23 protein-coding genes are annotated in these 21,532 nt (G+C 62.2%); 14 read left to right on the forward strand and 9 right to left on the reverse strand.

Annotated elements, in window-relative coordinates:
• Window positions 1-113: 113 nt before the first annotated feature.
• Window positions 114-1,085 (forward strand): DnaJ C-terminal domain-containing protein, encoded by a 972-nt coding sequence (locus DevBK_RS10860; RefSeq protein WP_062629400.1) that lies wholly within the window; start codon window positions 114-116, stop codon window positions 1,083-1,085.
• Between the two features lie 147 nt (window positions 1,086-1,232).
• Here DevBK_RS10860 and DevBK_RS10865 read toward each other — a convergent pair whose 3' ends face one another.
• Both DevBK_RS10865 and DevBK_RS10870 read right to left on the reverse strand, forming a co-directional pair.
• On the reverse strand, window positions 1,233-1,535 hold the full coding sequence (locus tag DevBK_RS10865) for a GIY-YIG nuclease family protein (RefSeq protein WP_317185439.1): 303 nt from the start codon (window positions 1,533-1,535) through the stop codon (window positions 1,233-1,235).
• Window positions 1,536-1,673: 138 nt separating this feature from the next.
• Complete coding sequence (locus DevBK_RS10870) at window positions 1,674-2,615, reverse strand: L-threonylcarbamoyladenylate synthase (protein ID WP_317185440.1); 942 nt, start codon at window positions 2,613-2,615, stop codon at window positions 1,674-1,676.
• A gap of 97 nt (window positions 2,616-2,712) precedes the next feature.
• Between DevBK_RS10870 and DevBK_RS10875 the strand changes: the two genes are divergently transcribed.
• The 4 genes from DevBK_RS10875 to DevBK_RS10890 all read left to right on the forward strand — a co-directional run bounded on the left by DevBK_RS10875 (window position 2,713) and on the right by DevBK_RS10890 (window position 5,401).
• Window positions 2,713-3,660, forward strand: coding sequence for a histone deacetylase family protein (locus DevBK_RS10875; RefSeq protein WP_317185441.1), 948 nt, complete (start codon window positions 2,713-2,715; stop codon window positions 3,658-3,660).
• Window positions 3,661-3,668: 8 nt separating this feature from the next.
• Window positions 3,669-3,920, forward strand: a complete 252-nt coding sequence (locus DevBK_RS10880; RefSeq protein ID WP_061907722.1) for an exodeoxyribonuclease VII small subunit — start codon at window positions 3,669-3,671, stop codon at window positions 3,918-3,920.
• 144 nt (window positions 3,921-4,064) lie between these two features.
• A complete protein-coding gene (locus DevBK_RS10885) occupies window positions 4,065-4,664 on the forward strand; it encodes an SCO family protein (protein ID WP_317185442.1) in 600 nt (199 codons plus the stop codon).
• On the forward strand, window positions 4,661-5,401 hold the full coding sequence (locus DevBK_RS10890; protein WP_317185443.1) for a TlyA family RNA methyltransferase: 741 nt from the start codon (window positions 4,661-4,663) through the stop codon (window positions 5,399-5,401). Before DevBK_RS10885 ends, DevBK_RS10890 begins: the two co-directional genes overlap by 4 nt.
• Here DevBK_RS10890 and DevBK_RS10895 read toward each other — a convergent pair.
• The 3 genes from DevBK_RS10895 to uxaC form a co-directional block, all read right to left on the reverse strand.
• Window positions 5,398-5,901, reverse strand: a complete 504-nt coding sequence (locus DevBK_RS10895) for a CAP domain-containing protein (protein WP_317185444.1) — start codon at window positions 5,899-5,901, stop codon at window positions 5,398-5,400. The genes DevBK_RS10890 and DevBK_RS10895 overlap by 4 nt on opposite strands.
• An 18-nt stretch (window positions 5,902-5,919) precedes the next feature.
• Window positions 5,920-6,768 (reverse strand): aminoglycoside phosphotransferase family protein, encoded by an 849-nt coding sequence (locus tag DevBK_RS10900; RefSeq protein ID WP_317185445.1) that lies wholly within the window; start codon window positions 6,766-6,768, stop codon window positions 5,920-5,922.
• A 301-nt stretch (window positions 6,769-7,069) separates the two neighbouring features.
• Complete coding sequence (uxaC, locus tag DevBK_RS10905) at window positions 7,070-8,488, reverse strand: glucuronate isomerase (protein WP_317185446.1); 1,419 nt, start codon at window positions 8,486-8,488, stop codon at window positions 7,070-7,072.
• Window positions 8,489-8,708: 220 nt separating this feature from the next.
• Here uxaC and DevBK_RS10910 point away from each other — a divergent pair, with 220 nt between their 5' ends.
• The 7 genes from DevBK_RS10910 to DevBK_RS10940 all read left to right on the forward strand — a co-directional run bounded on the left by DevBK_RS10910 (window position 8,709) and on the right by DevBK_RS10940 (window position 15,387).
• A complete protein-coding gene (locus DevBK_RS10910; RefSeq protein WP_317185447.1) occupies window positions 8,709-8,870 on the forward strand; it encodes a hypothetical protein in 162 nt (53 codons plus the stop codon).
• Window positions 8,871-8,934: 64 nt separating this feature from the next.
• The gene (locus tag DevBK_RS10915; RefSeq protein WP_061907717.1) at window positions 8,935-9,606 is read left to right on the forward strand and encodes a response regulator transcription factor; all 672 of its coding nucleotides are present in this window, start codon (window positions 8,935-8,937) and stop codon (window positions 9,604-9,606) included.
• Window positions 9,607-9,752: 146 nt separating this feature from the next.
• Window positions 9,753-12,203: an extracellular solute-binding protein gene (locus tag DevBK_RS10920; RefSeq protein ID WP_317185448.1), complete on the forward strand. Its 2,451-nt coding sequence runs from the start codon at window positions 9,753-9,755 to the stop codon at window positions 12,201-12,203.
• 62 nt (window positions 12,204-12,265) lie between these two features.
• Window positions 12,266-13,108 (forward strand): 2,3,4,5-tetrahydropyridine-2,6-dicarboxylate N-succinyltransferase, encoded by an 843-nt coding sequence (gene dapD, locus DevBK_RS10925; RefSeq protein ID WP_317185449.1) that lies wholly within the window; start codon window positions 12,266-12,268, stop codon window positions 13,106-13,108.
• Between the two features lie 2 nt (window positions 13,109-13,110).
• A complete protein-coding gene (gene dapE / locus DevBK_RS10930; protein ID WP_317185450.1) occupies window positions 13,111-14,265 on the forward strand; it encodes a succinyl-diaminopimelate desuccinylase in 1,155 nt (384 codons plus the stop codon).
• Window positions 14,262-14,807, forward strand: coding sequence for a hypothetical protein (locus DevBK_RS10935; RefSeq protein ID WP_317185451.1), 546 nt, complete (start codon window positions 14,262-14,264; stop codon window positions 14,805-14,807). Before dapE ends, DevBK_RS10935 begins: the two co-directional genes overlap by 4 nt.
• A 16-nt stretch (window positions 14,808-14,823) precedes the next feature.
• The gene (locus DevBK_RS10940) at window positions 14,824-15,387 is read left to right on the forward strand and encodes a hypothetical protein (RefSeq protein WP_317185452.1); all 564 of its coding nucleotides are present in this window, start codon (window positions 14,824-14,826) and stop codon (window positions 15,385-15,387) included.
• On the opposite strand, the gene truA is transcribed toward DevBK_RS10940, so the two are convergent.
• From truA to def, 3 genes are all read right to left on the reverse strand, one after another.
• Entirely contained in the window at window positions 15,384-16,124 is a 741-nt protein-coding gene (truA, locus tag DevBK_RS10945; RefSeq protein WP_317185453.1) for a tRNA pseudouridine(38-40) synthase TruA, read from the reverse strand. The two genes, DevBK_RS10940 and truA, sit on opposite strands and share 4 nt — an antisense overlap.
• A 171-nt stretch (window positions 16,125-16,295) precedes the next feature.
• A complete protein-coding gene (gene fmt / locus DevBK_RS10950; RefSeq protein ID WP_317185454.1) occupies window positions 16,296-17,219 on the reverse strand; it encodes a methionyl-tRNA formyltransferase in 924 nt (307 codons plus the stop codon).
• A 49-nt stretch (window positions 17,220-17,268) separates the two neighbouring features.
• Window positions 17,269-17,784: a peptide deformylase gene (gene def, locus DevBK_RS10955; protein ID WP_317185455.1), complete on the reverse strand. Its 516-nt coding sequence runs from the start codon at window positions 17,782-17,784 to the stop codon at window positions 17,269-17,271.
• A gap of 133 nt (window positions 17,785-17,917) precedes the next feature.
• Between def and DevBK_RS10960 the strand changes: the two genes are divergently transcribed.
• Window positions 17,918-19,342 (forward strand): DNA recombination protein RmuC, encoded by a 1,425-nt coding sequence (locus DevBK_RS10960; RefSeq protein ID WP_317185456.1) that lies wholly within the window; start codon window positions 17,918-17,920, stop codon window positions 19,340-19,342.
• Between the two features lie 150 nt (window positions 19,343-19,492).
• On the opposite strand, the gene DevBK_RS10965 is transcribed toward DevBK_RS10960, so the two are convergent.
• A complete protein-coding gene (locus DevBK_RS10965; RefSeq protein WP_410494052.1) occupies window positions 19,493-19,705 on the reverse strand; it encodes a DUF2945 domain-containing protein in 213 nt (70 codons plus the stop codon).
• A gap of 211 nt (window positions 19,706-19,916) precedes the next feature.
• Between DevBK_RS10965 and DevBK_RS10970 the strand changes: the two genes are divergently transcribed.
• Entirely contained in the window at window positions 19,917-21,464 is a 1,548-nt protein-coding gene (locus DevBK_RS10970) for a Do family serine endopeptidase (protein WP_317185457.1), read from the forward strand.
• Window positions 21,465-21,532 lie beyond the last annotated feature (68 nt).

Raw genomic sequence — 21,532 nt, forward strand, 5'->3', positions numbered from 1 at the left:
CGTCATATTCCCGCGCTTTTGCGCCCCGCAAAACTGGACAAGGCCATGGGGCGTCGCCATATAGGACTGCAATTGTGGGCGAAGCAACGCCCGACCCAGATAGATTGGACCAAATGCGCGATCCTTACACCGTGCTTGGGGTGCCGCGGTCCGCAAGCGAGAAGGACATCAAGTCCGCCTATCGCAAGCTGGCCAAGAAATATCACCCCGACCAGAATCCGGATGATCCTTCGGCGCACAACAAGTTCGCCGAGGCGACCCATGCCTATGACCTGTTGAACGACACCGAAAAGCGCGGCCAATTCGACCGCGGCGAGATCGATGGCGACGGCAATCCGCGCTTTGCCGGCTTCGGCAATGGCGGCTTCGGCGGCGGCGCGCGCGGCGCCCGGCCCGGTGCCGCTGGCGCGGGAGGCTTTTCGGCCGAAGACATCTTGAAGGAATTCATGAGCGGCTTTGGCGGCCAGCCCCGCAACGGGACGGGCGGCGCAAGGCCGGGCGCTGGCGGCGCACAATGGGACCCGTTTGCCGGCGGAATGGGCGCTGGCGGTGCTGGCGCTGGTGCGCAGGCGCGGATGAAGGGCGACGATGTGGTTGTTACCGTCGCGGTTTCGCTCGAAGACGCGCACAAGGCGGCTTCGGTGCCGGTGCGCATGCCGACGGGAAAGATGCTGTCGGTAAAGCTTCCCGAAAAAGTCGAGGAAGGCCAGCAGATCCGGCTCAAGGGCCAGGGCACGCCGAATGCCTTTGGCGAGCCAGGCGACGCTTTGGTCACGGTGCGCTTTGAGAAATCAAAGGTATTCCGCCGCGACGGGAATGACCTGCGCACTGATGTGTCGATCACGCTGTATGAAGCGGTGCTTGGGGCCAAGGTGCGCGTGCCGACGCTTGATGGTTCGGTGGAACTGAACCTGCCGCCCGGGGTGGATACGGCCAAAGCCCTGCGCCTCAAGAACAAGGGGCTTTATGGCGATAGCGATCTCTATGTGAACCTGCGGGTGGTCTTGCCGCCTGGCGGGGATCCGGACCTTGAGGCGCTCGCACGATTCATGCGGGATCAGAAGCCTTATAAGGTTCGGGATTAGGGGGCGGCTGTATAGCAAGCGGAACCTCCATCACGGCGTCATCCCCGCAAAAGCGGGGATCTCCTCTTTGGCAGATTGAGATTCCCGCTTTCGCGGGAATGACGCGGTGGAGGTGGGCTGGTCGGTGCATAACGGGATGTAACGCGCTCAGCCCCAGTGCTCTGCGATTTCGTCGTAGAGATCCCGCCATTCGGGATTCATCGCCGAGATCAGCTCATCCTTCCAGGCGCGCTCCCACTTCTTGATCTGCTTTTCGCGCGCAAAGGCGCCATCCGCCGATCCCTGATGTTCATACCAAACGAGATTATGCACGCGGTATCGGCGGGTGAAGCCTGCAACCAAGTCGTTGCGATGGGTATAGACCCGGCCGACGAGATCGCTGGTCACGCCGGTATAGACAACCGACTTGGTCTTGTTGGTGAGGATGTAGACGTAGAATTCCTTCTGCACGACTGCCTCCTGACGCTTCGACACTAGCACTGCGTCATTCCCGCGAAAGCGAGAATCTCATCGCGGCACGGAGAGGGGATTCCCGCTTTCGCGGGAATGACGGCGTGGGTGGGGTGAGGATGGAAGGGGTGGGCGTCCCTATCCCCGCGGCGCGGCGGCTCTTTGCAGGCGGTCGTTGATCGCTTCGCCCAAGCCCTCATCCGGTATCGGCGCCACGGCGATCATTTTTGCGCCCGTGCCATCCAATTCATGCAGCATGGAAAAGAGATTTCGGGCGGCTTCGTGGAGGTCGGCGGCGGGGGAGAGGTTGCGGGTTTCGCCCGCGAAATCCGGCGCATCGCCAAATGCCAAAAAGGCGTCGCCGGGCTGAGGCGTGGCGTTGAGCCGCATGTGGGCGTTGGGGGCGTAGTGGCTGAGGAGCATGCCGGGGGCGGAGATTTTGGCGCCTTGTTCGGCGAGGGCGACTTTTAGGCCAAAGGCTTGTTCGATATCGCGACGGGCGAGTGCGCCGGCGCGGAGCTGGATGATAGTTTCGCCATCGACGGCGACGATGGTTGATTCAACGCCGGCCTGGCAGGGGCCGCCATCGAGCACCGGGACTTTGCCGGCAAAGCCGCGGGTGACCTGCTCGGCCGTGGTAGGCGAGAGTTTTCCGGAAGGGTTGGCGGAGGGCGCCGAGAGTGGTCTTCCGGTGGCGCGGATTAAGGCGAGGGCGATCAGATGATCGGGCATGCGCAGCGCGACGGTATCAAGGCCGGCCGTAGCGACATCGGACAGGCCGTGACCGGGGCGTAGCGGCAGGACGATGCTGAGCGGACCGGGCCAGAATTTTTCGGCCAATCTTCGCGCGAGCGGGGAAAACACGGCGAGCTTTTCGGCCATATCCAGATCGGCGACATGGGCGATCAATGGATTGAAACGTGGGCGGCCTTTGGTTTCGTAGATGGAGAGCACCGCATCGGCATTGGTCGCATCGGCGCCGAGGCCATAGACGGTCTCGGTGGGGAAGGCGACAAGCCCGCCCGAGCGCAGGCGCGCGGCGGCGGTGGCGATAGCCTCTTCATCGGAAATGGTGCTCATGGGCGGTGTTTGGCAAGTGGCGATCCCAACGTCAAGCGGCGCGCATTCGGAACGGAAAAGTGCTATGCCGCTTTTCTGAAAACCCCGAAGGCCACAAGTGACAACGCTTCTCGTCAGCCAGCCCAATTTTGCCGACCACCAGACGCCGCAGGGCCATCCCGAGCGGGCGGAGCGTATCGCGGCGGTCAACGAGGCGCTAGCGCATGAGCATTTTGCGCCGCTGGTGCGGCGCGATGCGCCTTATGGCGACATAACATTGGCTGAACTCGTGCATGACGAGCGCTATATGGCCCAGCTTCGCGCGGCGCGACCGGCCGAGGGCATGGGGCAGCTTGATAGCGATACGTTCATCTCGGCCAAGTCTCTCTCTGCGGCGGCGACCGGGCTCGGCGGGGCGCTGGCAGCGCTTGATGCGGTATTGCTCGGCGAGGTCGACAATGGCTTTTGCGCTATTCGCCCGCCGGGGCACCATGCCGAGATCGATCGGCCGATGGGCTTTTGCCTCATAAACACCGTGGCCGTCGTGGCGCGCGAGGCGCAGCGGAAATATGGCGCGGAGCGCGTCGCGATCATCGACTTCGACGTGCATCACGGCAATGGCACACAGGATATTTTCGAGACCGACAAAACCGTCTTTTACGCCTCGAGCCATCAGATGCCGCTCTTTCCCGGCACGGGGCACCCGAGCGAGCACGGGGTCGGCAATATCGTCAACACGGCGCTCAAACCCGAAACCGATGGTTTCGCCATGCGCGAAGCCTATAATCAGGTGATCCTGCCGGCGCTCGATAATTTCGCGCCGGATCTGATCCTCATTTCAGCTGGGTTCGATGCCCATGCACTCGATCCTCTGGCCCAGCTCGAATGGGAAGACGGGGACTATAGCTGGATCACGGGGAAGTTGATGGATGTCGCCGAAAGGCGCTGCGCCAATCGGATTGTGTCGCTGCTCGAAGGTGGCTATGACCTCACGGGCCTTGCCGGAGGCGTGCGCCAGCACGTCGCCATGCTGATGGGCGGCACGGCAGGACGATTTAACGAGTAGGATGCACCATGGCCGAAATGAACGCGGACGACGTCAAAGCCCTGAGCTTCGAGGCGGCTTTGGAGCAGCTCGAACAGATCGTGCAAAAGCTCGAAAGCGGCCGCGCCCCGCTAGCTGAATCCATCGCCATCTATGAGCGCGGCGAAGCGCTGAAGGCGCATTGCGAAATGCTGCTCAAGACTGCGGAAGCAAGAATTGAGAAGATTACGCTGAGCCGTGAGGGTAAGGCCGTGGGCACTGAGCCGCTCGACGCGAATTAGTTTTTTCTGCGACGACCCCCACCTAGCCTCCCCCTGAGAGGGGGAGGGACGTTTCGGTGCGTGGGGCAAGATGATTTCATAGCCACCGGCTTTGCTCCTCCCCCTACCAGGGGGAGGTCGGGTGGGGGTTAAAGGCCCAAAAACATGACGACGAACAAAACCCTGCGCAATGTGCGGATCGTGCTGTGGGCGCTGGTTGCGGTGGCGGCGCTGGGGGCGACGTGGCTCTATCTTTATCGGCCGCCCGCTCGACCGCTCGGGATCAATGGGCAGAGCTTTGCGCTTAATTCGACGCAGGGCGGGGCGTTTACCGAGAAGGATCTCGTCGGCACGCCGACGCTCTTGTTCTTCGGCTATACGTTTTGCCCCGATGTGTGCCCGACGACGCTGGCCGAAACTACGGCATGGCGCGTGCAATTGGGACTGACGCCTGAGCAATTGCGGATTGTTTTCGTCACGGTCGATCCCGAGCGCGATACGCTCGAGGCGGTGAAGTCCTATGTGGAAGGGTTTGATCCGTCGATTATCGGGCTCGTGGGGGATCAGGCGGCGACCGATCAGGTGAAGGCGGCATTTGGGGTCTTTTCGGAAAAGGCGGGCGATGTCGAGAGCGAGTTCTATCTCGTCAATCACACGGCGCTGACCTTCCTCATCGACAAAAACGGCGCCTTCCAGAGCACCATTGCCTATGAAGAAGCGCAGGATACCGCGCTCGCCAAGGTCAAGCGGCTGGTCGAGGGGTGAGCGAGCGCATCAGGCTCGATCTGGCGCTGGAGCAGCGCGGGCTGCTGCCGAGCCGCGCAAGGGCGCGCGACGCTATTTTGCGCGGGACGGTTCAGATCAATGGCGCGCCGGCGAAAAAGCCGAACCAGATGGTGGGGCCGGATGATGAAATCGTGCTCGACGATCCAGCGGCGGCTTATGTGTCGCGGGCGGCGCTTAAGCTGATTGCCGGGCTCGATGCGGGCGATATCGATGTCGGCGGCAAGGTGTGCCTCGATATCGGATCGTCGACTGGTGGGTTCACGCAAGTCTTGCTTGAGCGCGGTGCGGCGAAGGTGTTTGCCGTCGATGTGGGGCATGAGCAGTTGCATGAGAGCTTGCGGCGTGATCCGCGCGTCGTGAGCCTTGAGGGGTTCAATGCGCGGGAGCTTTCGCGGGCGGAAATATCCGATCCCGTCGATCTTCTCGTTTCCGATGTGAGTTTTGTGTCGGTGACCAAGGTGCTCGAAGCGCCGCTGGGGCTCTGTGGGCCGAAGGCGCAGGCAGTTATTCTCTTCAAGCCGCAGTTCGAAGTCGGTCGGGATTTTGTCGGCAAGGGCGGGATTGTCAGCGACGCGGAGGCGTCGGCCCGGGCTATGGCCGAAGTGATCGCCTTTGTCGAAGCGCAGGGCTTTGTGCATCGGGTGAGCGTCGAATCCCCGATTGCCGGCGGGGATGGCAATCGGGAAACGGTGCTGGTGTTTTCGCGTGTGAGTTAAGCGCGCCACGCATCGAAACTGCCGCCGGCGATCATGGCCCAATAGAGTTTGCCGGAGCTGGTGCGGGCGGTGGCGAGGCCGAATTCCACGAATTTTGGCGAGAGCAAAGTGCTGCGGTGGCCGGGGCTGGCGAGCCAGCCTTCGATGACGGTCGGGAGCGTCTTATATCCCTTGGCGACGTTTTCGCCGACGGCGCCGAGATAGCCCGCTTCGGTGACGCGCTGGCGGAGGGTGACGCCGAGATCGTGGCTGAGCGTATCTTTTCGCGCCATCAGGCGGGCTTGGGACAGTGCGGCCGTTTCGAGGCGCGGATTATAGCTCCAGGCCGGTGCGCCATTGGCTTTGCGCGTGGCATTGATGGCGGCGATGATTTCGTCGCGCGTCAAGGTTTCCGGACGATCGGAGGTGGCGGCCGGTAGCGGGGGGATGGTGGCCGAACAGGCCGAGAGCAGGCCGGCAGCGCCAAGGGCGAGAACCATGCGTCGCGAAAAGTGCGTCATCAGAAAAATCCGGTTCGATCAGGCGAGATCATAGGCAGTGAGCAGATTGGGCAGCACGGCGAGTTGGCCGGTGATGAGCTTGCCCTCGTCGAGATCCCAACAGGCCGAAAGCGCGGCGTGAGCGGCTGCCCAGCCGAGGATGCGCTTGCGGGAATAGCCGAGGCGCTGGGAGAGAATATCGGCGCGGGCGGCAATGCGCTTGGGGTCGGAGGCGATCTTGTCGGCGCGCTCGGGATTGATGAAGATATTGGCGCTCTCATAGGCCGGATCGCCGAGCAGGCCCTTGGGGTCGATGGCGAGCCAGCCACGATCGGAACTGAGGACATTGTCGTGATGCAGATCGCCATGAAGCGGCACGATGGCGCTGGGGCGATCAAAGAGTTTTAGGGCAATGCCGGTCGAGCGGGCATAGAGATCGCGCGCCGTGTGCGGCCACGCACGGACATCGGTATCGAAAAGGGTCTGGAAGCGATCGCGGAGTGGCTGGAGCTCTTCTGGAGCGTCGGGTCGCGGACGGTGCAGGCTTGCGATGACAGTCGCCATGGCGATGGTACCTTCGTCATCCTTGCCAGCGCGGACCGGATCGCCCAGCGTGCCGCCATCGAGCCATTCCATGAATATCGTATCACCATGGCTATCGAAGACCGTGGCAGCGCCATCGCCTTCATACCATTGAAGGAGGCGCACGCCCCTGCCCTCTTCGCGCGAGGCTTCGGGCTTGATGATCTTCAGAGCCGCAAAATTGCGGCCATTCTGCTCGACCCGGTAAATCCAGCTGCGCGGGGTTTCCTTGACCGGCGTCGACTTGGTCAGGGACCAGCGGATCATAGCGCGGCTGAGAGCGGTTTCGACGGGAGACTGATTCATCATGGCGCCATTAGAGCAGAAGGCGTCGTCCGATTCGACGGGCGATTCGCAGTTGGCGCGAGAAGGTGATGAAAGTGTGGTGGTGTCCAGGGGTTTTGGGGCTTGGGGGGCCACCCCCTCCCCCATTAAAGGGGAGGGATATGTCAAGGTTGCCGCGATGACGGTGAGTCACTGGAGCCCACAATAACTCCCGGCGTCATTCCCGCGAAAGCGGGAATCCCATTGCGCCGAAAAGAGATTCCCGCTTTCGCGGGAATGACGCCGGGCTTTTGACGAGCTTCGAGGGGGGCGAGGCAATCCCCTACTTGATCCGATACGCGTCCTTGGCCGCCTGATAGCTCAGGTGGACCGCGATCTCTTCGGCACTCGACTTGCTGATGCGGTTTTCGCCGACCCAGGTGCCGAGGAAGTGGCAGACTTCGCGGCGCCAGACGTCGTGGCGGGCGGGGATGGAGAGAAGCGCGCGGGTGTCGTCGTTGAAGCCGGCGAGGTTGTAGAAACCGGCGGTTTCGACCACCTGGTCGAGATAGCGGCGGATGCCCTGCGGGCTATCGTGGAACCACCAGGGCGGACCGATCATCAGCGATGGCCAATAGCCGGCCATTGGGGCGAGCTCGCGGGCATAGGTGGTTTCGTCGAGGACGAACATGATCAGCCGAAGGTTCGGCTCATTGCCGCAGCGCGAGAGGAGCGCGCGGAGGCCGCCGACATAATCGGTCGGGCCGGGAATATCGGCGCCGAGATCGGGGCCACGTTCACCGAAGAGCAGCGGATCGGTATTGCGGCGCGATCCGGCATGGATCTGCATGACCATGCCGTCCTCGACCGAAAGCAGCGCCATTTCGGTCATCATCTGAGCGCGGAAGAGTTCGGCGTCATGGGCGTCGTGCTTGCCGGCCAAAATCTTGTCGAGCAAAGCCTGCTTCTCAACCAAAGGCAAATCGGCGGTATTGGCCGTCGGCACGCCATGGTCGGTCGCGACGGCGCCGAAACGCCTGAAATATTCGCGGCGCTTGCGGTGAGCGTTGATGAGGCCGTTCCAGTTGGAGATGTCTTCGCCGGTCAGCTCGCCGAATTTCTTGAGATTATCGACGATGGCGGGGCGGCTGGGGTCGGTGACATCATCGGGGCGATAGGTGGTGCGGACCTGGCCGATCAGGCCCTGTCCTTCCATCGACTGGTGATGGGTCAAGGGATCGAGCGCGAATTCGGTGGTGGCGATGACTTCGACGTTAAAGCGATCGAGAATGGCGCGGGGCAAAAGATCGGGCGAGCCAAGCTTGGCGTCGATCGCATCGAAAATGCTGTCGGCGGTCTCTGCCGAAAGCTCTTCGGTGATGCCGAAGACGGCGTCGAGCGAATGGTCGATCCAGGTTTTTGACGGAGTGCCGGCAAAGAGAAAATAATTCTCGGCAAATAGGCGCCAGGCTTTGCGGTTGTCGGCCTCTACCGGCTTGCCATCCTTCCGCGGAATGCCCAGCGCATCATAGTCGATGCCGCGGCTTTTGAGCATGCGCAGCACATAATGATCCGGCGTCAGGAACAAAGCCGTGGGGCTGGCGAAACGGCCATTGGTCGCGAACCAAGACGGATCGGTATGGCCATGCGGACTGACGATGGGCAGGTCTTTGACCGCCGGATAGAGCTCGCGCGCAATGGACTTCTGCGGCTCGCTGGCGGGAAAGAGACGATCGGGATGAAGATGAGCGGACTGGGTCATGAAGGGGTTTGTGCCATGAACCGGCGAGGCGTTCAACAACTTCCATACAAGATTGGGTCTGTTAAAATTTAAGACAAATTAACCGCGTCTTCAGTCACCCGTTCGGGAAAAAGCCGGTCGGGCTTATCCTCTTGTCGCGGGTAAGAAACAGCACTTTCAAGGCGGCTGCCCAATCTTCGGTTCAGGTCCAGAGCGACCGGCAAAAGATGAGGGGATTGAGATGGCCAATCTTGGATTCGACACGCGCGCAGTCAAAATCGTGCGGACCCGGGCGCGGCGCGATGCGCATGTGCAAAGGGCGCAGCAAATGCTGGTGGCGGCGGGGCTCGCCTCGCTTTGCGTCGTCGCCGTGGCTGGGGTTTTCCTCGGCCAGGTGCTCTAGAAAAACGCGCGCCCACTTTTGGCCTAACATGCTGTAGTATCCCTCTGGGGAGACATACTTCTGCATGCGAATTCTTCTGGTCGAAGACAATGAAGACCTGGGCGAGGCGATCGAAAAGCGCCTGCGCACGGCCGGACATTCGGTCGACTGGGTGCGCGATGGTGCCGATGTGGTGCCCGCAGCCAAGGGCGAGGATTTTGACGCCGTCGCGCTCGATCTGATGCTGCCCAATCGCGACGGGATTAGCCTCATTGCCGAACTGCGGCGCGAGAAGTTTTCGGCGCCGATCCTCGTGATGACGGCGCGCTCGGAAATCGACGACAAGGTGAGCCTTCTCGATCTTGGCGCCGATGACTATCTCGTAAAACCGTTCGATCTGCGGGAGCTCGAGGCGCGATTGCGTGCGCTGATCCGGCGGACGGGTGGGCAGACAAGCAGCGTCTTGGCGCTGGGCGATCTCGAGCTCGATCTGGCCGGGCTCAATGCCAGCGTTGGCGGCAGGCCGCTTGAGCTGGGGCGGCGGGAATTTCGGCTGCTCGAGATTTTGCTGACCCATGCGGGCAAAGTGGTCGCCAAGGAGCGGCTGATGAACCAGCTTTTCAATTTCGACGAGGCTGTCTCGATCAATGCGCTGGAGCTGCATATTTCGAGGCTGAGGAAGAAACTCGAGCCGGCGCGGGTGGAGATTGGGACTGTGCGCGGGGTGGGGTATGTGGCGCGGGCGGTGGATGGGTAGCCTGACGATCGTGTTTGCCGTCACCCCCTCCCGGCCTCCCCCATCTAGGGGGAGGTGCTGGGCCGGTGGGTTTGGCACTTACACTGCCCCAAACGCGATGCGGCACCTCCCCCTTGATGGGGGAGGCTGGGAGGGGGTGACCGCCCATGTCCGCTAAACCCTTCTCCATCCGCCGCCGCATTCTGGCGCTGGCCGTTGCGCTCTTGCTGGCCGCGGCCGTGGTCCTCATCGTCTTCATCCGCGATTATGCTGAGCGCGCCGCCGATAGTGCGTTTGACCGGTTGCTCGCCGCCTCGGCCTTCACCATTGCGGGGGCGGTGCAGGTCGAGAACGAGACGGTGTTCGTCGAATTGCCCGTCGCTGCCTTTGCCATGTTTTCGGGGGCTGACCGGGTCTTCTATGCCGTCGAAGGGCCCGATGCAGTGACGGTGACCGGCTATGAGGACCTCGCTCTCGCCATGGACGAGACCACATCGGCCGAGCCGCGGTTTCGCGATCTCGATTATCGCGGTGAGCTCGTTCGCGTTGCGAGTATCGGGCGGTTGATTTCGACAGCGAGCGATACCGGTTGGGTGACGATCCATGTGGCCGAGACGCAGAACCAGCGACAGGCGCTGGCCAATGAAATTTTGTCCAATGCCATCGTGCCGGTGATCGCGCTGACATTGCTCGCCGTGGGGCTGGTCTGGTTCGGGATTTCGCGCATGTTTGCGCCACTGACCGAGCTGGAGCATGATCTCCTGGCGCGGTCGCCTGACGATCTGTCTCCGCTAACAGTGCCCGTGCCGGCCGAGGTCGATCATCTCGTCGCCGCGCTCAACGGCTTCATGGGGCGGTTGCAAAAGACCATGGAGCGGGTCAGCGGGCTTGTGGCCGAGGCGGCGCATGAGGTGCGGACGCCGCTGGCCTCGCTCCGCGCGCAGGCGGAAGTGGCGATGGACGAGCAGGAGCCGGCGGCCCTGCGGCGTCGCATCGAGCGCATCCATAGTGGCGCGGTGCAGGCGAGCCAATTGGTCAGCCAGCTTCTCATGGACGCGACCATTTCCCACCGGCTCGAAGCACAGGAAAGCGAGATGGTGATGCCCTGGAGCCTCGTCGAGGAAATCTGCCAGCGGCTCGACATGGAGCAATTGGGCCGGCTCTCGCTCGAGGCCGACGAAGCCGCGCAAATGGCGCAGATCCGCGGCGATCGGGTGGCCTTGCGCGAAATGCTGCGCAATCTCATCGACAATGCGCTGGTATATTCTGCCGGGGCGGTGGAGATCGACATGCGGGTTTCTAGCGAAAGCCTTCTCGTGTCAGTGATGGATCGGGGCCCGGGCATAGATGCGGAGGATAAAGAGACGGTGCTCGAACGGTTCAAGCGCGGCAAGGCGAGCGGGGGCACGGTGGGATCGGGTCTGGGCTTGGCGATCGTGTCGCGCGTGGCGACGGGCCATGGGGGCACGCTGCGGTTTATCGATCGCGAGGGGGGCGGGTTGACTGTGGAAGTGGCCTTGCCGCTGCCGCGCGGATCATGGCGGCAAGGCGTGGCGGCGCTGGCAGGATTGTTCGTTGCGGCCATGCTGCTCATGCCCGGACAAGCGGAGGCGCGGAGCACGACCTATCCGGCGCCGAGCGGGGCGGAAGCTCAGGTGCTTACCATTGTCGGCGTGACGGACACACCGCTCTTTGCGGCTTTCATCACCGGGTTTCAAGCCCAGCATCCTGCGGTCAGCGTTGTCTATCAAGAGATGGATTCGCTGCCGCTCTACGATCAGTTTCTCGCCGGGACACTGCCCGTCGCGCCCGATCTCCTGATTTCCTCCGCCTCGGACCTGCAGCTCAAGCTCGCCAATGATGGGCATGCGCTGGCCTATGACAGCCCCTATCTCGGCGATCTGCCGGATTGGGCGCATTGGCGCAATGAGGTGTTCGGCTTCACCTTCGAGCCGGCGGTGATCATCTACAATCCCGACCGCATCGCGCCCGACGAAGTGCCGCGCACGCATCTGACGCTAGCCGAGCTCTTGGAGACGCAGACTGAGCGCTTTCACGGGCAGATCGCGACCTATGACATCGGCGTTTCGGGCGTCGGCTTTCTGCTCGCCTCGCAGGACCAGACGATTTCCTCGACCTTCTGGCGCCTCGCGGCAGCGTTCGGGCGGGTCAATGCGCAGTTTTCGGGGTCGAGCCCGGCCATTCTCAATGGTGTGGCCGATGGCACTCTGGCGCTCGGCTATAATGTCCTCGGGTCCTATGCCTTTGCGCGGCAGGCGGAGGGAGCCGATATCGAGATCATCGTCCCCGACGATTATGTGCTGGTGCTGACGCGCTCGATGCTCATTCCGCGCGAGGCCAAGGCCGTGGGTCTCGCCGAAGATTTCATCGACTTTGCGCTATCGCCCGAAGGCCAGGCCATTGCGGCGGGCGGGACGGCGCTGGGGTCGGTGGTGCCGGGATCGGCGGGTACATGGACGAGCGAAGCCATCGCAGCGCGCGGGCGCGGGGTCATCCAAGCGATTTCCTTGGGGCCAAGCCTCATGGTGGCGCTCGATACGCTCAGGCGGCAGCGCTTTTTGGATACGTGGAAAGAGATCGTGTCGCCAAAGCTTTGAGTGCCGTTGACACAGAACCCGGCCCCGCTATGGTCCGCGCCAGTCTATCCGAGGAATTGCCAATGTCGCACGCCCAGCTTTCCAGCATCATCGAGACCGCCTTCGAGAACCGGACCGAGATCAATTTCTCGACCAAGGGAGAAGTGCGCGATGCCGTGGAAACGGCACTCAAACTGCTCGATAGCGGCGAAGCGCGCGTGGCCGAAAAGGTCGGCGGCGACTGGCAGGTCAATCAATGGCTGAAAAAGGCCGTGCTGCTGTCCTTCCGCCTCAATGACAATGTGCTTATCGAAGGCGCGCCGGGCGGAGCCAATTGGTTCGACAAGGTGCCATCGAAATTCGTCGGCTGGGGCGACAACCAGTATCGCGCTGCCGGTTTCCGCACCGTGCCGGGCGCCGTCGTGCGTCAGTCGGCCTTTATCGGCAAGGGCGTGATCCTGATGCCGAGCTTTGTCAATCTTGGCGCCTATGTCGATGAAGGTACCATGGTCGACACCTGGGCGACCGTCGGCTCCTGCGCGCAGATCGGCAAGAATGTACACCTCTCAGGCGGCGTCGGCATCGGCGGCGTGCTTGAGCCGCTGCAGGCCAATCCGACCATCATCGAAGACAATTGCTTTGTCGGCGCACGCTCCGAAGTCGTCGAAGGCGTCATCGTCGGCGAAGGCTCGGTGATCTCCATGGGCGTCTTCATCGGTGCCTCGACGAAGATCATCAACCGCGCGACCGGCGAAGTGCATATGGGCAAGGTGCCGCCCTATTCCGTCGTCGTCTCCGGCTCGCTGCCCGGCAAGCCCCTGCCCGATGGCACACCCGGCCCGAGCCTATATTGCGCCGTCATCGTCAAGACCGTCGACGCGCAGACGCGCTCTAAGACGGGGATCAACGAGTTGCTGCGCGACTGATCATGACCATCGACCCGCAAAACCTGCTCGAGCGCTTGATTGCCTGCCCTTCGGTGACGCCGGAGGCGGCGGGGGCGCTGGAGTTGTTGACCCACGAGCTCGAGGCGATCGGGTTTGCGGTGACGCATTTGCGCTTTGAGGGCGATGCGTCTTATCCCGTCGATAATCTCTTTGCGACGCGCGGGACCGGTGGGCGGAAACTGCTGTTTGCCGGGCATACCGATGTGGTACCGCCCGGCGATTTGGCTCAATGGACGAGCGATCCCTTCGAGCCGCGCGTGGCGGATGGAAAACTGTTTGGGCGCGGCGCTGCGGATATGAAATCGGGCATCGCAGCTTTTGTCGCGGCCTGTTCGGCTATTCCGGCCGATGCCGGCAAGATCCAGCTTGCCATAACTAATGACGAAGAGGCCGACGCCATCAACGGCACCGAAAAGCTGGTGCGCTGGATGGCGGACAATGGCCATAACTTTGATTTCGCCCTGGTGGGCGAGCCGAGTGCGGCAGAGTTTCTCGGCGATAGCATCAAGATCGGCCGGCGCGGCTCGTTTTCGGGCACCGTGACGGTGAGAGGGGTGCAGGGGCACGTTGCCTATCCGCACAAGGCCAATAATCCCCTGCCCGTGCTTGCGGCGATCGTGACGGCGCTGAGCACGACCAAGCTCGATGACGGCACCGAGCATTTTCCGGCCAGCAATCTCGAAGTGACGACGGTCGATGTCGGCAATCCGACGGGCAATGTCATTCCAGGGGCAGGGACGCTCAAATTCAATATCCGCTATAATGACACCTGGACGCCGGACACGCTGGCCGACTGGGTGAAGGCGCGGATCGCTGCGGTCGATGCTAGGGGTACGAGCGTCGATTTCGCTATTGCCGGCGTGCCATCACGCTCCTTCCTCTCGCCGCTGAGCGAGGATATCGACACGCTCTCCGACGCCATCGAGGATGTGACGGGACGGCGGCCGGAATATTCGACCGGCGGCGGCACATCGGACGCGCGCTTCATCGCGCAATATGGGCCGGTGGTGGAGTGTGGGCTGGTCGGCCCCTCCATGCACAAGGCCGACGAGCATATTTCCATCACCGATCTGGTCGGGCTGACGGCGATCTACGAGACCTTTATGGGCCGGTTCTTTGCGGCGGAGACGCCATGAAGATCTGGGGGACCATGAGCGAAGCCTTGAAAGGCTGGATCGCCATTGTCTGCGGCGATGCCGATTGGGCGCGGCATTTTGCCATTTCTGCAGCGGGGCTCGCGACCGCGCTGGTCCTGTTCTTTTTCTTCGCGCTGCTCTCGATTGCCCTGGCGACGGCCGATGTGGGCATTCCGAGTTTTTTTGGACTGATCATCGCGCTCGTGGTTCAGGGCCTCTCGATCCTCGCGCTGCTTGGCGGCATTCTGATCACGCGCAAAATCATGCCGGGCGAGATCAGCCTGATGCGGCTGATGGTCCCAGGGATTTACGCGCTCATTGCCTATCTGATCGCCGGCACTATTCTCTCGCTCATCGCCGGGCCGGTGTTGATTTTGCTCTGGATTGGGCTCGCCTTTCTGCTCTTTTGCCTGGGGCGGCAGGCGGGGGGCTGGAGCATCGGCGTTGCAGCCGCCTTTGCAGTTTTGACCATGGTCCTGCTTGTCGGCATGCCCGTGACGCTCTACATGGCTCTTGGCCCCGTGGCCGCGCCCACCCCTTGAGACGAGACCCACGCTTTTGGCCCAGCCCAATTCCGCTTTTTTCGACGAAGCCGCCAATGCCATCCGAGGCTGCATCGCCCTCGTCATGGGCAAGCGCGACTCATCGAGCTATTTCGATTTCTCCCAGCGCGGCCTCGTCGGCAGCCTGATCGCGGTTCTCGCGGCCATGATCCTTGCTGGTTTCGGGCCGCTGCTCCTCGGCGCGCCGATGCCGTCGGGCGCTGCGACGCAATCGATCGTGATCAATGCCGTGCTCTTCGTCGCCCAGGCGTTTACCGCATATCTCGCTTTGCGCCAGATGGGCCGGCAGGATGGTTTCATTCCCTATCTCGTCGCGAGCAATTGGGTGACGCTGCTGTCGGCAATCCTGCTCTTGGTCGCGACGATTTTCGGGCCGCTCGGCGTCATAGTGCTTCTCGGCACAGCGGTCATAGCGATCCTGACTTTCGTCAATATCGGCCGGTTCATCGTGACATTGGCGCCGCTGCAGATCGGGCTTTTGTTCCTGTCGCAGGCGGTAGGCGTGTTCCTGGCGCTGGGGCTGGTGACGCTGATCCTGCCCGCGCCGCCTATGCCCTAGGAGTAATCGACCCTGAAGAAATAGAGCCCGGCCGATGGCGCCATGGCGCCGCAGCGGCTGCGGTTCGCAGCGTCGAGCGCTGCGCGGAAATCATCGGGGCTCCACTTGCCTTCACCCACGAGCTTGAGCGAACCGACCATCGAGCGCACTTGATGGTGGAGGAAGCTGCGCGCGCTGGCGGTGACGATCACATGGTCGAGCTCGCGGCGCACCGCGAAATGGTCGAGCGTACGGATAGGCGAATTGGCCTGGCACTCGGACGAGCGGAACGTCGTGAAATCGTGCCGGCCGAGGATTTTTTGCGCGGCGGCATGCATGGCGTCAGCATCGAGCGGCATGGGCACGTGCCAAACCCGATGGCGCTCAAGCGCGGCGGGGGCGCGGCGATTGAGGATGCGATATTCGTAGTGCCGCGCGAGGGCCGAGAAGCGGGCCTCGAAGGTGTCGGGCGCAAGTTCGCAGGCAATGACTGCCGCGGGATGCGGGCGCAGGTGATAGTTGAGGGCCTCTCGCACGCGAAACGGGTCGCGGTCGGTCGAGAGGTCAAAGCTCACGACCTGGCCGAGGGCGTGTACGCCAGCATCGGTGCGGCCGGAGGCTTGGGTCACGACGGTTTCGCCCGAGAAGCGAAAAATGGCTTCTTCGAGGGCTTGCTGAACGCTCATCCGATCGGCTTGCCGCTGCCAGCCGCAGAAGGGGGTTCCGTCGTATTCGAGGGTGAGTTTATAGCGGGGCAAAGTGACCCCCACCTAGCCTCCCCCTCTTAGGGGGAGGGATCATATCGAGTTTGGAACACCGAGCCGGTTTCCTAAGCACGGCGTCATTCCCGCGAAAGCGGGAATCCAATTCGACTGAAGCAGAGATTCCCGCTTTCGCGGGAATGACGCGGTGAAAGGGGGTAAGCCCAATCAAACCACCCGCTCCGGCAATACCCCGGCCCCGCGCAAAAACGTCGCTGCGTCCATGGCACCCTTGCCTTCGCGCTGCACCTGGGTGAGGCGGACGGCGCCGGTGCCGCAGGCTATGGTGAGGTCCGGGCCGATCAGACTGCCGGGCGCAGCGCTGCCGGAAGCGAGCGTCGAGCGCAGGGCTTTGACGCGCGTCGGCTTGCCCGCCAGTTCCAGTTCGAACCAGGCGCCCGGGAAGGGCGAGAGGCCGCGGATGGTGTTGTGAACTTCCTCGGCGGATTTGGAAAAATCGAGTTTGGCCTCGGCCTTTTCGATCTTTGCCGCATAGGTGACGCCTGCTTCGGGCTGGGGCGTGAAATCAAGGCTCCCGCGTTCCAGCGCCGCCAGGGCACGGCCCATGAGATCGGCGCCGAGGCGCATCATCTGGTCGTGGAGTTCGCCCGCCGTCATATCGGGGCCGATGGGAATGATCTCGGTTGGGCCCATTGCGCCGGTATCGAGCCCTTCATCCATGTTCATGACGACGATGCCGGTCTGCTTGTCGCCGGCCATGATGGCGCGCTGCATAGGCGCGGCGCCGCGCCAGCGCGGGAGCAAGGAGCCGTGGAGGTTGAGGCAGCCCTCAACCGGCGCATCGAGAATGGGTTTGGGCAGGATCAGGCCATAGGCGACGACGACGGCAACATCGGCGCCGAGCGAGGCAAATTGAGCCTGCTCGGCCTCATTGCGAAGGCTTTTCGGCGTGAAGACGGGAATGCCGAAATTTTCGGCCGCTTCATGCACCGGGCTCTTGCGCTCGGCCTGGCCGCGGCCGGCAGGCTTTGGTGCGCGTGTATAGACGGCGAGCACTTCGTGGCCGGCAGAGACGATCTCGGTCAGCGTCGGCACTGAAAATTCGGGCGTGCCCATGAAGACGACGCGCATTGGCTTTACTCCTGGGCAATTTTCTCCGCGCCGGCGCAGGGAAAAATTCTTAGCGCGCGGCCAGCTTAGCTTGCTTGTCGAACTTCTTGATCACGCGGTCGCGCTTCAAACGGCTGAGATAGTCGATGTAGAGCACGCCATCGAGGTGATCGAGTTCGTGCTGGATGCAAACGGCGAGCTTGCCATCGGCATCCTTGGTGACTTCCTTGCCGTCGAGATCGGTGTATTTGACCGTCACGGTCGAAGGGCGCTCGACTTCGTAATAGAGTTCGGGGATCGACAGGCACCCCTCCTCGGTCACCTGGATTTCGTCGCCGAAGCTGGTGATCTCGGGATTGATCATGACGATCGGCTCGGGCGTCTCCTTTTCGCCAGCCAGATCCATGACCACGATGCGCTTCAAGACACCGATCTGCGGCGCGGCAAGGCCGATGCCCGGCGCGTCATACATGGTGTCGAGCATGTCCTTGGCCAGCGTCTTGATCTCGTCGTCGACCTCAACGATCGGATCGGCAACGGCGCGCAGGCGCGCGTCAGGAATGATGAGAATAGGGCGGATGGCCATGGCAAAGGTCCGGCGATATCTGGATTTGCCAGTGATATGGCGTCTCGAGACCAATCGGTCAACAGTCGAGGTCGTTTACGCCCGGCGCAGAATAGAACATTTTAAGAACGGAAGAATCGGTTAGACTGGCGCAATGAGTGAATTCGACACGATTTTGTTTGTGGCCGGCTCGGTGCCGGTGACCTTGGGCCTCGCGCTGGCGATTGGTTTTTTGCTGCTCGTCGGCTTGGCCTTTGTGTTGCTGGTCGGGAATGCGCGGACCAATGCCGAGCGCGCGGAGGATGCGGCGCGCTCGGCAAGCGACAATCTCAAGGCGAGTTTTCTCGAACAGATCGCACAGCGGGACATGCGCATTCGGGATCTCGACTTGGCGCTGGCGCGCGAGCGCGAGCGGGCCGCGGATCTTCTCGACAGCGAGCGGGACAAATCAAGCGGGTTGACGGCGGAACTGGCCGCCATGCGGACCCGGCTCGACGAGCAGGCGCGGCAGAACGAAGTGAACCTTAAACGCTTCATGGATGCGCGCCAGCAGATGACCGACGAGTTCAAGGCCATTGCCGGCGACGTGCTCAAAAGTCATGGCGAGACGTTTACGCGGCAAAACCGCGAGCAGGTCGATACGCTCTTGAAACCGCTGCAGGACAAGATCACCGAGTTCCACAAGAACCTCGTCGAAGATCGCTCTGCCATGGGCGAGCGCATTCGCGCGCTGGCCGAGAGCAATTTGCAGATCACTACCGAGGCACAGAATCTTACGCGCGCGCTCAAGGGCAATTCGCAGACCCAGGGCGCCTGGGGCGAGATGATCCTCTCCACCATCCTCGAGCAATCGGGCCTGCGCGAAGGTGAGCAGTATTTCGTCCAGCAGAGCCATAGCGGCGAGGATGGGCAGCGCGTCAGGACCGACGTTGAAATCCTGATGCCGAATGGCGATCGACTGGTGATCGACTCGAAAGTGTCGCTGACGGCGTTCGAAGCCTTCGTAAACAGCGCCGAATTGGATCGGGACCAGCATTTGCGGGCGCATATCACCTCGGTGCGTGGGCACATCACAACGCTGGGGGACAAAAGCTATCATCGCGCCGCAAAGTCGAGCCTTGATTACGTGATGATGTTCGTGCCGATCGAATCCGCGCTCGCAACAGCCATCCAGCACGATGCCAAGCTCGTCGAATTTGGCATGGGGAAGGGTGTCATGCTGACGACCCCGACGACGCTAATGACGGTGCTGCGCACGGTCCGCAATGTGTGGGACATCGAAAAGCGCCACCAGAACGCCGAGGAAATCGCGGAACGCGCCGGGGCGCTTTACGAGAAGGTGGCCGGGTTCTTATCGACCATGGACAAGGTCGGCGCGAGCATCGAGCGCGCCAGCCAGGATTTCGCCAAGGCCAAGGATCAGCTCTCGACGGGCCGCGGCAACGTTGTGCGGCAGGTGGAGATGCTGCGCGAGCTGGGCGCGAAATCGGGCAAGAGCTTGCCGGCGGGTTGGGACGGCGGGAGCGAGGAACAACCGACCTTGCGGCTGGTGGTGGATGAGCCGGGGGATCGGAATTAGAGGCTGGTGATTGGGGCTTCACCCCCTCCCAGCCTCCCCCATCAAGGGGGAGGTGGCGCACCGAGTATGAGGCACGATCTATTCAAGGCCACTAGCCAAACACCTCCCCCTTGATGGGGGAGGCTGGGAGGGGGCCCCGCGACACTACCTTCAAACCGCGCTCAATTCACTCTTGCTCTTGAGCACCTTATCGCCGTCGTCTTGCTCGATGAGGTAAGCCGGCTCGGCCTTGCTCGCTTCGCGTGTCACCTTGGTGCCTTTGATGGTCTTGGTGACGTCCTCGGTAAAGCGCTCAACGATCTTGCCCTCGGCCGTATTGGCGCCCCACTTCCAGCTGACTTTCGAACCCTTGCGAAATGCCATTTTCATCTCCGTTTTCGGAGCAATGGAAAATGGTGCGCAAATGTTCCTTGTGGCCCAAATGGGGCTGATCACGTCTCGTAGCGCCCCCCTGCCGCAATGCTGCCTGCAACATTGCGAAAGCTTAATGTCGGCGCAACTTCACAGAAAGGCGCGACGTTCCATATGTAATCCCACAAGCTGTTGAGAGCTTTTTCGAAGGAGACTATTCCTTATGCGTCCCACTCTTCTTTCGCGTACGCGCCGTTGGCTTGGAGCATCGGCCCTGGCGCTTCTGGTCGGTGTCGGCGGCGTATCCACAGCCTTCGTGCTGACGGGTCAGGCTGCCAATGCTCAGGTGCGCAATGTCGCCCAGATCGCGGTTCCCGAAGTGAACCAGCAGGGCTTTGCCGACCTCGTCGATGCGGTCAAGCCGGCTGTGGTCTCCATTCTCGTTGAAGCTCAGGAACCGGCGTCCGGCCCAAGCGGCGGCCCTGCTGGTCCCGGCGGCCCGCGCGGCCGTGATTTCCAGTTCAATTTCCCCGATCTTCCGGAAGGCCATCCTTTCCGTGACTTCTTCGACCAGTTCGGTGGTGCTCCCGGCGCCCCTGGTGGCGGCGAAGCCAAGCCACGTCAGTTCATGGCAGCCGGCTCGGGCTTCATCGTTTCGGCTGATGGCTATGTCGTGACCAACAATCACGTCGTTGCCGACGCGACCAAGGTCACCGTGATCTTCGAAGACGGCACCGAACAGGTGGCGACCGTTGTCGGCACCGACGAGCGGACCGACCTTGCCGTTCTCAAGATCGAAGGCAAGGACCTGCCCTTCGTGACCTTCGAGGACCAACCAAGCCGTGTTGGCGATTGGGTGGTTGCCGTGGGTAACCCGTTCGGCCTCGGTGGTACCGTAACCGTGGGCGTCATCTCGGGTGCTGGCCGCAATATCGGCGGCTCGAACTATGGCGACTTCCTGCAGATCGACGCTGCCGTCAACACCGGCAATTCGGGCGGCCCGGCCTTCAATACCAAGGGTGAAGTGGTCGGCGTCAATACCGCCATCTACTCGCCAAATGGCGGCAATGTCGGTATCGCCTTCGCCATCCCTGCACACACGGTCAAGCAGATCGTCAACCAGTTGATCGACACCGGTACGGTGACCCGAGGCTATCTCGGCGTCTCCATCCAGGACGTCAGCAAGGACATTGCCGATAGCGTTGGCCTGACCACGGCCAAGGGCGCGATCGTGCGTGAACCGGCTGCCGATGGCCCTGCAGGCGCTGCGGGCGTCAAATCCGGCGACATCATCACCGCCGTCGATGGCGACAGCATCGATGATGCGCTTGATCTGAGCCGCACCATTGCCGGCAAGGCCCCGGATTCGACTGTCGAGCTGACCATCTGGCGCGATGGCGCCGAGCAGAAGGTGAGCGTCAAGCTGACCCAGCTCAAGGAAGATGCTGGCCAGACTGCCCCGAGCAAACCGACGCCTCCGGCTGATGTGCCGGAAAGCACCTCGATGCTCGGCATGACCCTCGTGCCCAATGGCGACGGTTCGGGCGGCCTCCTGATCCAGGACGTGCAGCCCGATAGCTCGGCTGCCCAGCGTGGCCTTGCCGTTGGCGATGTCGTGCTCGAAATCGACAATAAGCCGATCAATTCGGTTGCCGATTTTGAAGGCGCAGTCTCTGCTGTTCAGGGAAAGGGGCTCGCAACGGCTCTCGTCAAGGTTTCGCGCGACGGTGAAGCCCGCTTCATCGGCCTGCCGATCAACGAAGAGGGCTAAGGCTCTCTTCTTCCCACCGCGCCTGGAGGCGGTTCCCTCCTGCATCCAGCGCGCTTCTGCCGGCTCCG

The sequence above is a fragment of the Devosia sp. BK genome, from assembly GCF_032907385.1.
Lineage (GTDB): Bacteria > Pseudomonadota > Alphaproteobacteria > Rhizobiales > Devosiaceae > Devosia.

What these genes read in the sequence shown, in the direction of transcription:
- DevBK_RS10860 (WP_062629400.1), top strand. Translation starts at nt 114, where the DNA reads ATGCGCGATCCTTACACCGTGCTTGGGGTGCCGCGGTCCGCAAGCGAG.
- DevBK_RS10870 (WP_317185440.1), bottom strand. Translation starts at nt 2,615, where the DNA reads ATGAGCACCATTTCCGATGAAGAGGCTATCGCCACCGCCGCCGCGCGC.
- DevBK_RS10880 (WP_061907722.1), top strand. Translation starts at nt 3,669, where the DNA reads ATGGCCGAAATGAACGCGGACGACGTCAAAGCCCTGAGCTTCGAGGCG.
- DevBK_RS10885 (WP_317185442.1), top strand. Translation starts at nt 4,065, where the DNA reads ATGACGACGAACAAAACCCTGCGCAATGTGCGGATCGTGCTGTGGGCG.
- DevBK_RS10895 (WP_317185444.1), bottom strand. Translation starts at nt 5,901, where the DNA reads ATGACGCACTTTTCGCGACGCATGGTTCTCGCCCTTGGCGCTGCCGGC.
- DevBK_RS10900 (WP_317185445.1), bottom strand. Translation starts at nt 6,768, where the DNA reads ATGAATCAGTCTCCCGTCGAAACCGCTCTCAGCCGCGCTATGATCCGC.
- uxaC (WP_317185446.1), bottom strand. Translation starts at nt 8,488, where the DNA reads ATGACCCAGTCCGCTCATCTTCATCCCGATCGTCTCTTTCCCGCCAGC.
- DevBK_RS10910 (WP_317185447.1), top strand. Translation starts at nt 8,709, where the DNA reads ATGGCCAATCTTGGATTCGACACGCGCGCAGTCAAAATCGTGCGGACC.
- DevBK_RS10915 (WP_061907717.1), top strand. Translation starts at nt 8,935, where the DNA reads ATGCGAATTCTTCTGGTCGAAGACAATGAAGACCTGGGCGAGGCGATC.
- DevBK_RS10920 (WP_317185448.1), top strand. Translation starts at nt 9,753, where the DNA reads ATGTCCGCTAAACCCTTCTCCATCCGCCGCCGCATTCTGGCGCTGGCC.
- dapD (WP_317185449.1), top strand. Translation starts at nt 12,266, where the DNA reads ATGTCGCACGCCCAGCTTTCCAGCATCATCGAGACCGCCTTCGAGAAC.
- dapE (WP_317185450.1), top strand. Translation starts at nt 13,111, where the DNA reads ATGACCATCGACCCGCAAAACCTGCTCGAGCGCTTGATTGCCTGCCCT.
- DevBK_RS10935 (WP_317185451.1), top strand. Translation starts at nt 14,262, where the DNA reads ATGAAGATCTGGGGGACCATGAGCGAAGCCTTGAAAGGCTGGATCGCC.
- fmt (WP_317185454.1), bottom strand. Translation starts at nt 17,219, where the DNA reads ATGCGCGTCGTCTTCATGGGCACGCCCGAATTTTCAGTGCCGACGCTG.
- def (WP_317185455.1), bottom strand. Translation starts at nt 17,784, where the DNA reads ATGGCCATCCGCCCTATTCTCATCATTCCTGACGCGCGCCTGCGCGCC.
- DevBK_RS10960 (WP_317185456.1), top strand. Translation starts at nt 17,918, where the DNA reads ATGAGTGAATTCGACACGATTTTGTTTGTGGCCGGCTCGGTGCCGGTG.
- DevBK_RS10965 (WP_410494052.1), bottom strand. Translation starts at nt 19,705, where the DNA reads ATGGCATTTCGCAAGGGTTCGAAAGTCAGCTGGAAGTGGGGCGCCAAT.
- DevBK_RS10970 (WP_317185457.1), top strand. Translation starts at nt 19,917, where the DNA reads ATGCGTCCCACTCTTCTTTCGCGTACGCGCCGTTGGCTTGGAGCATCG.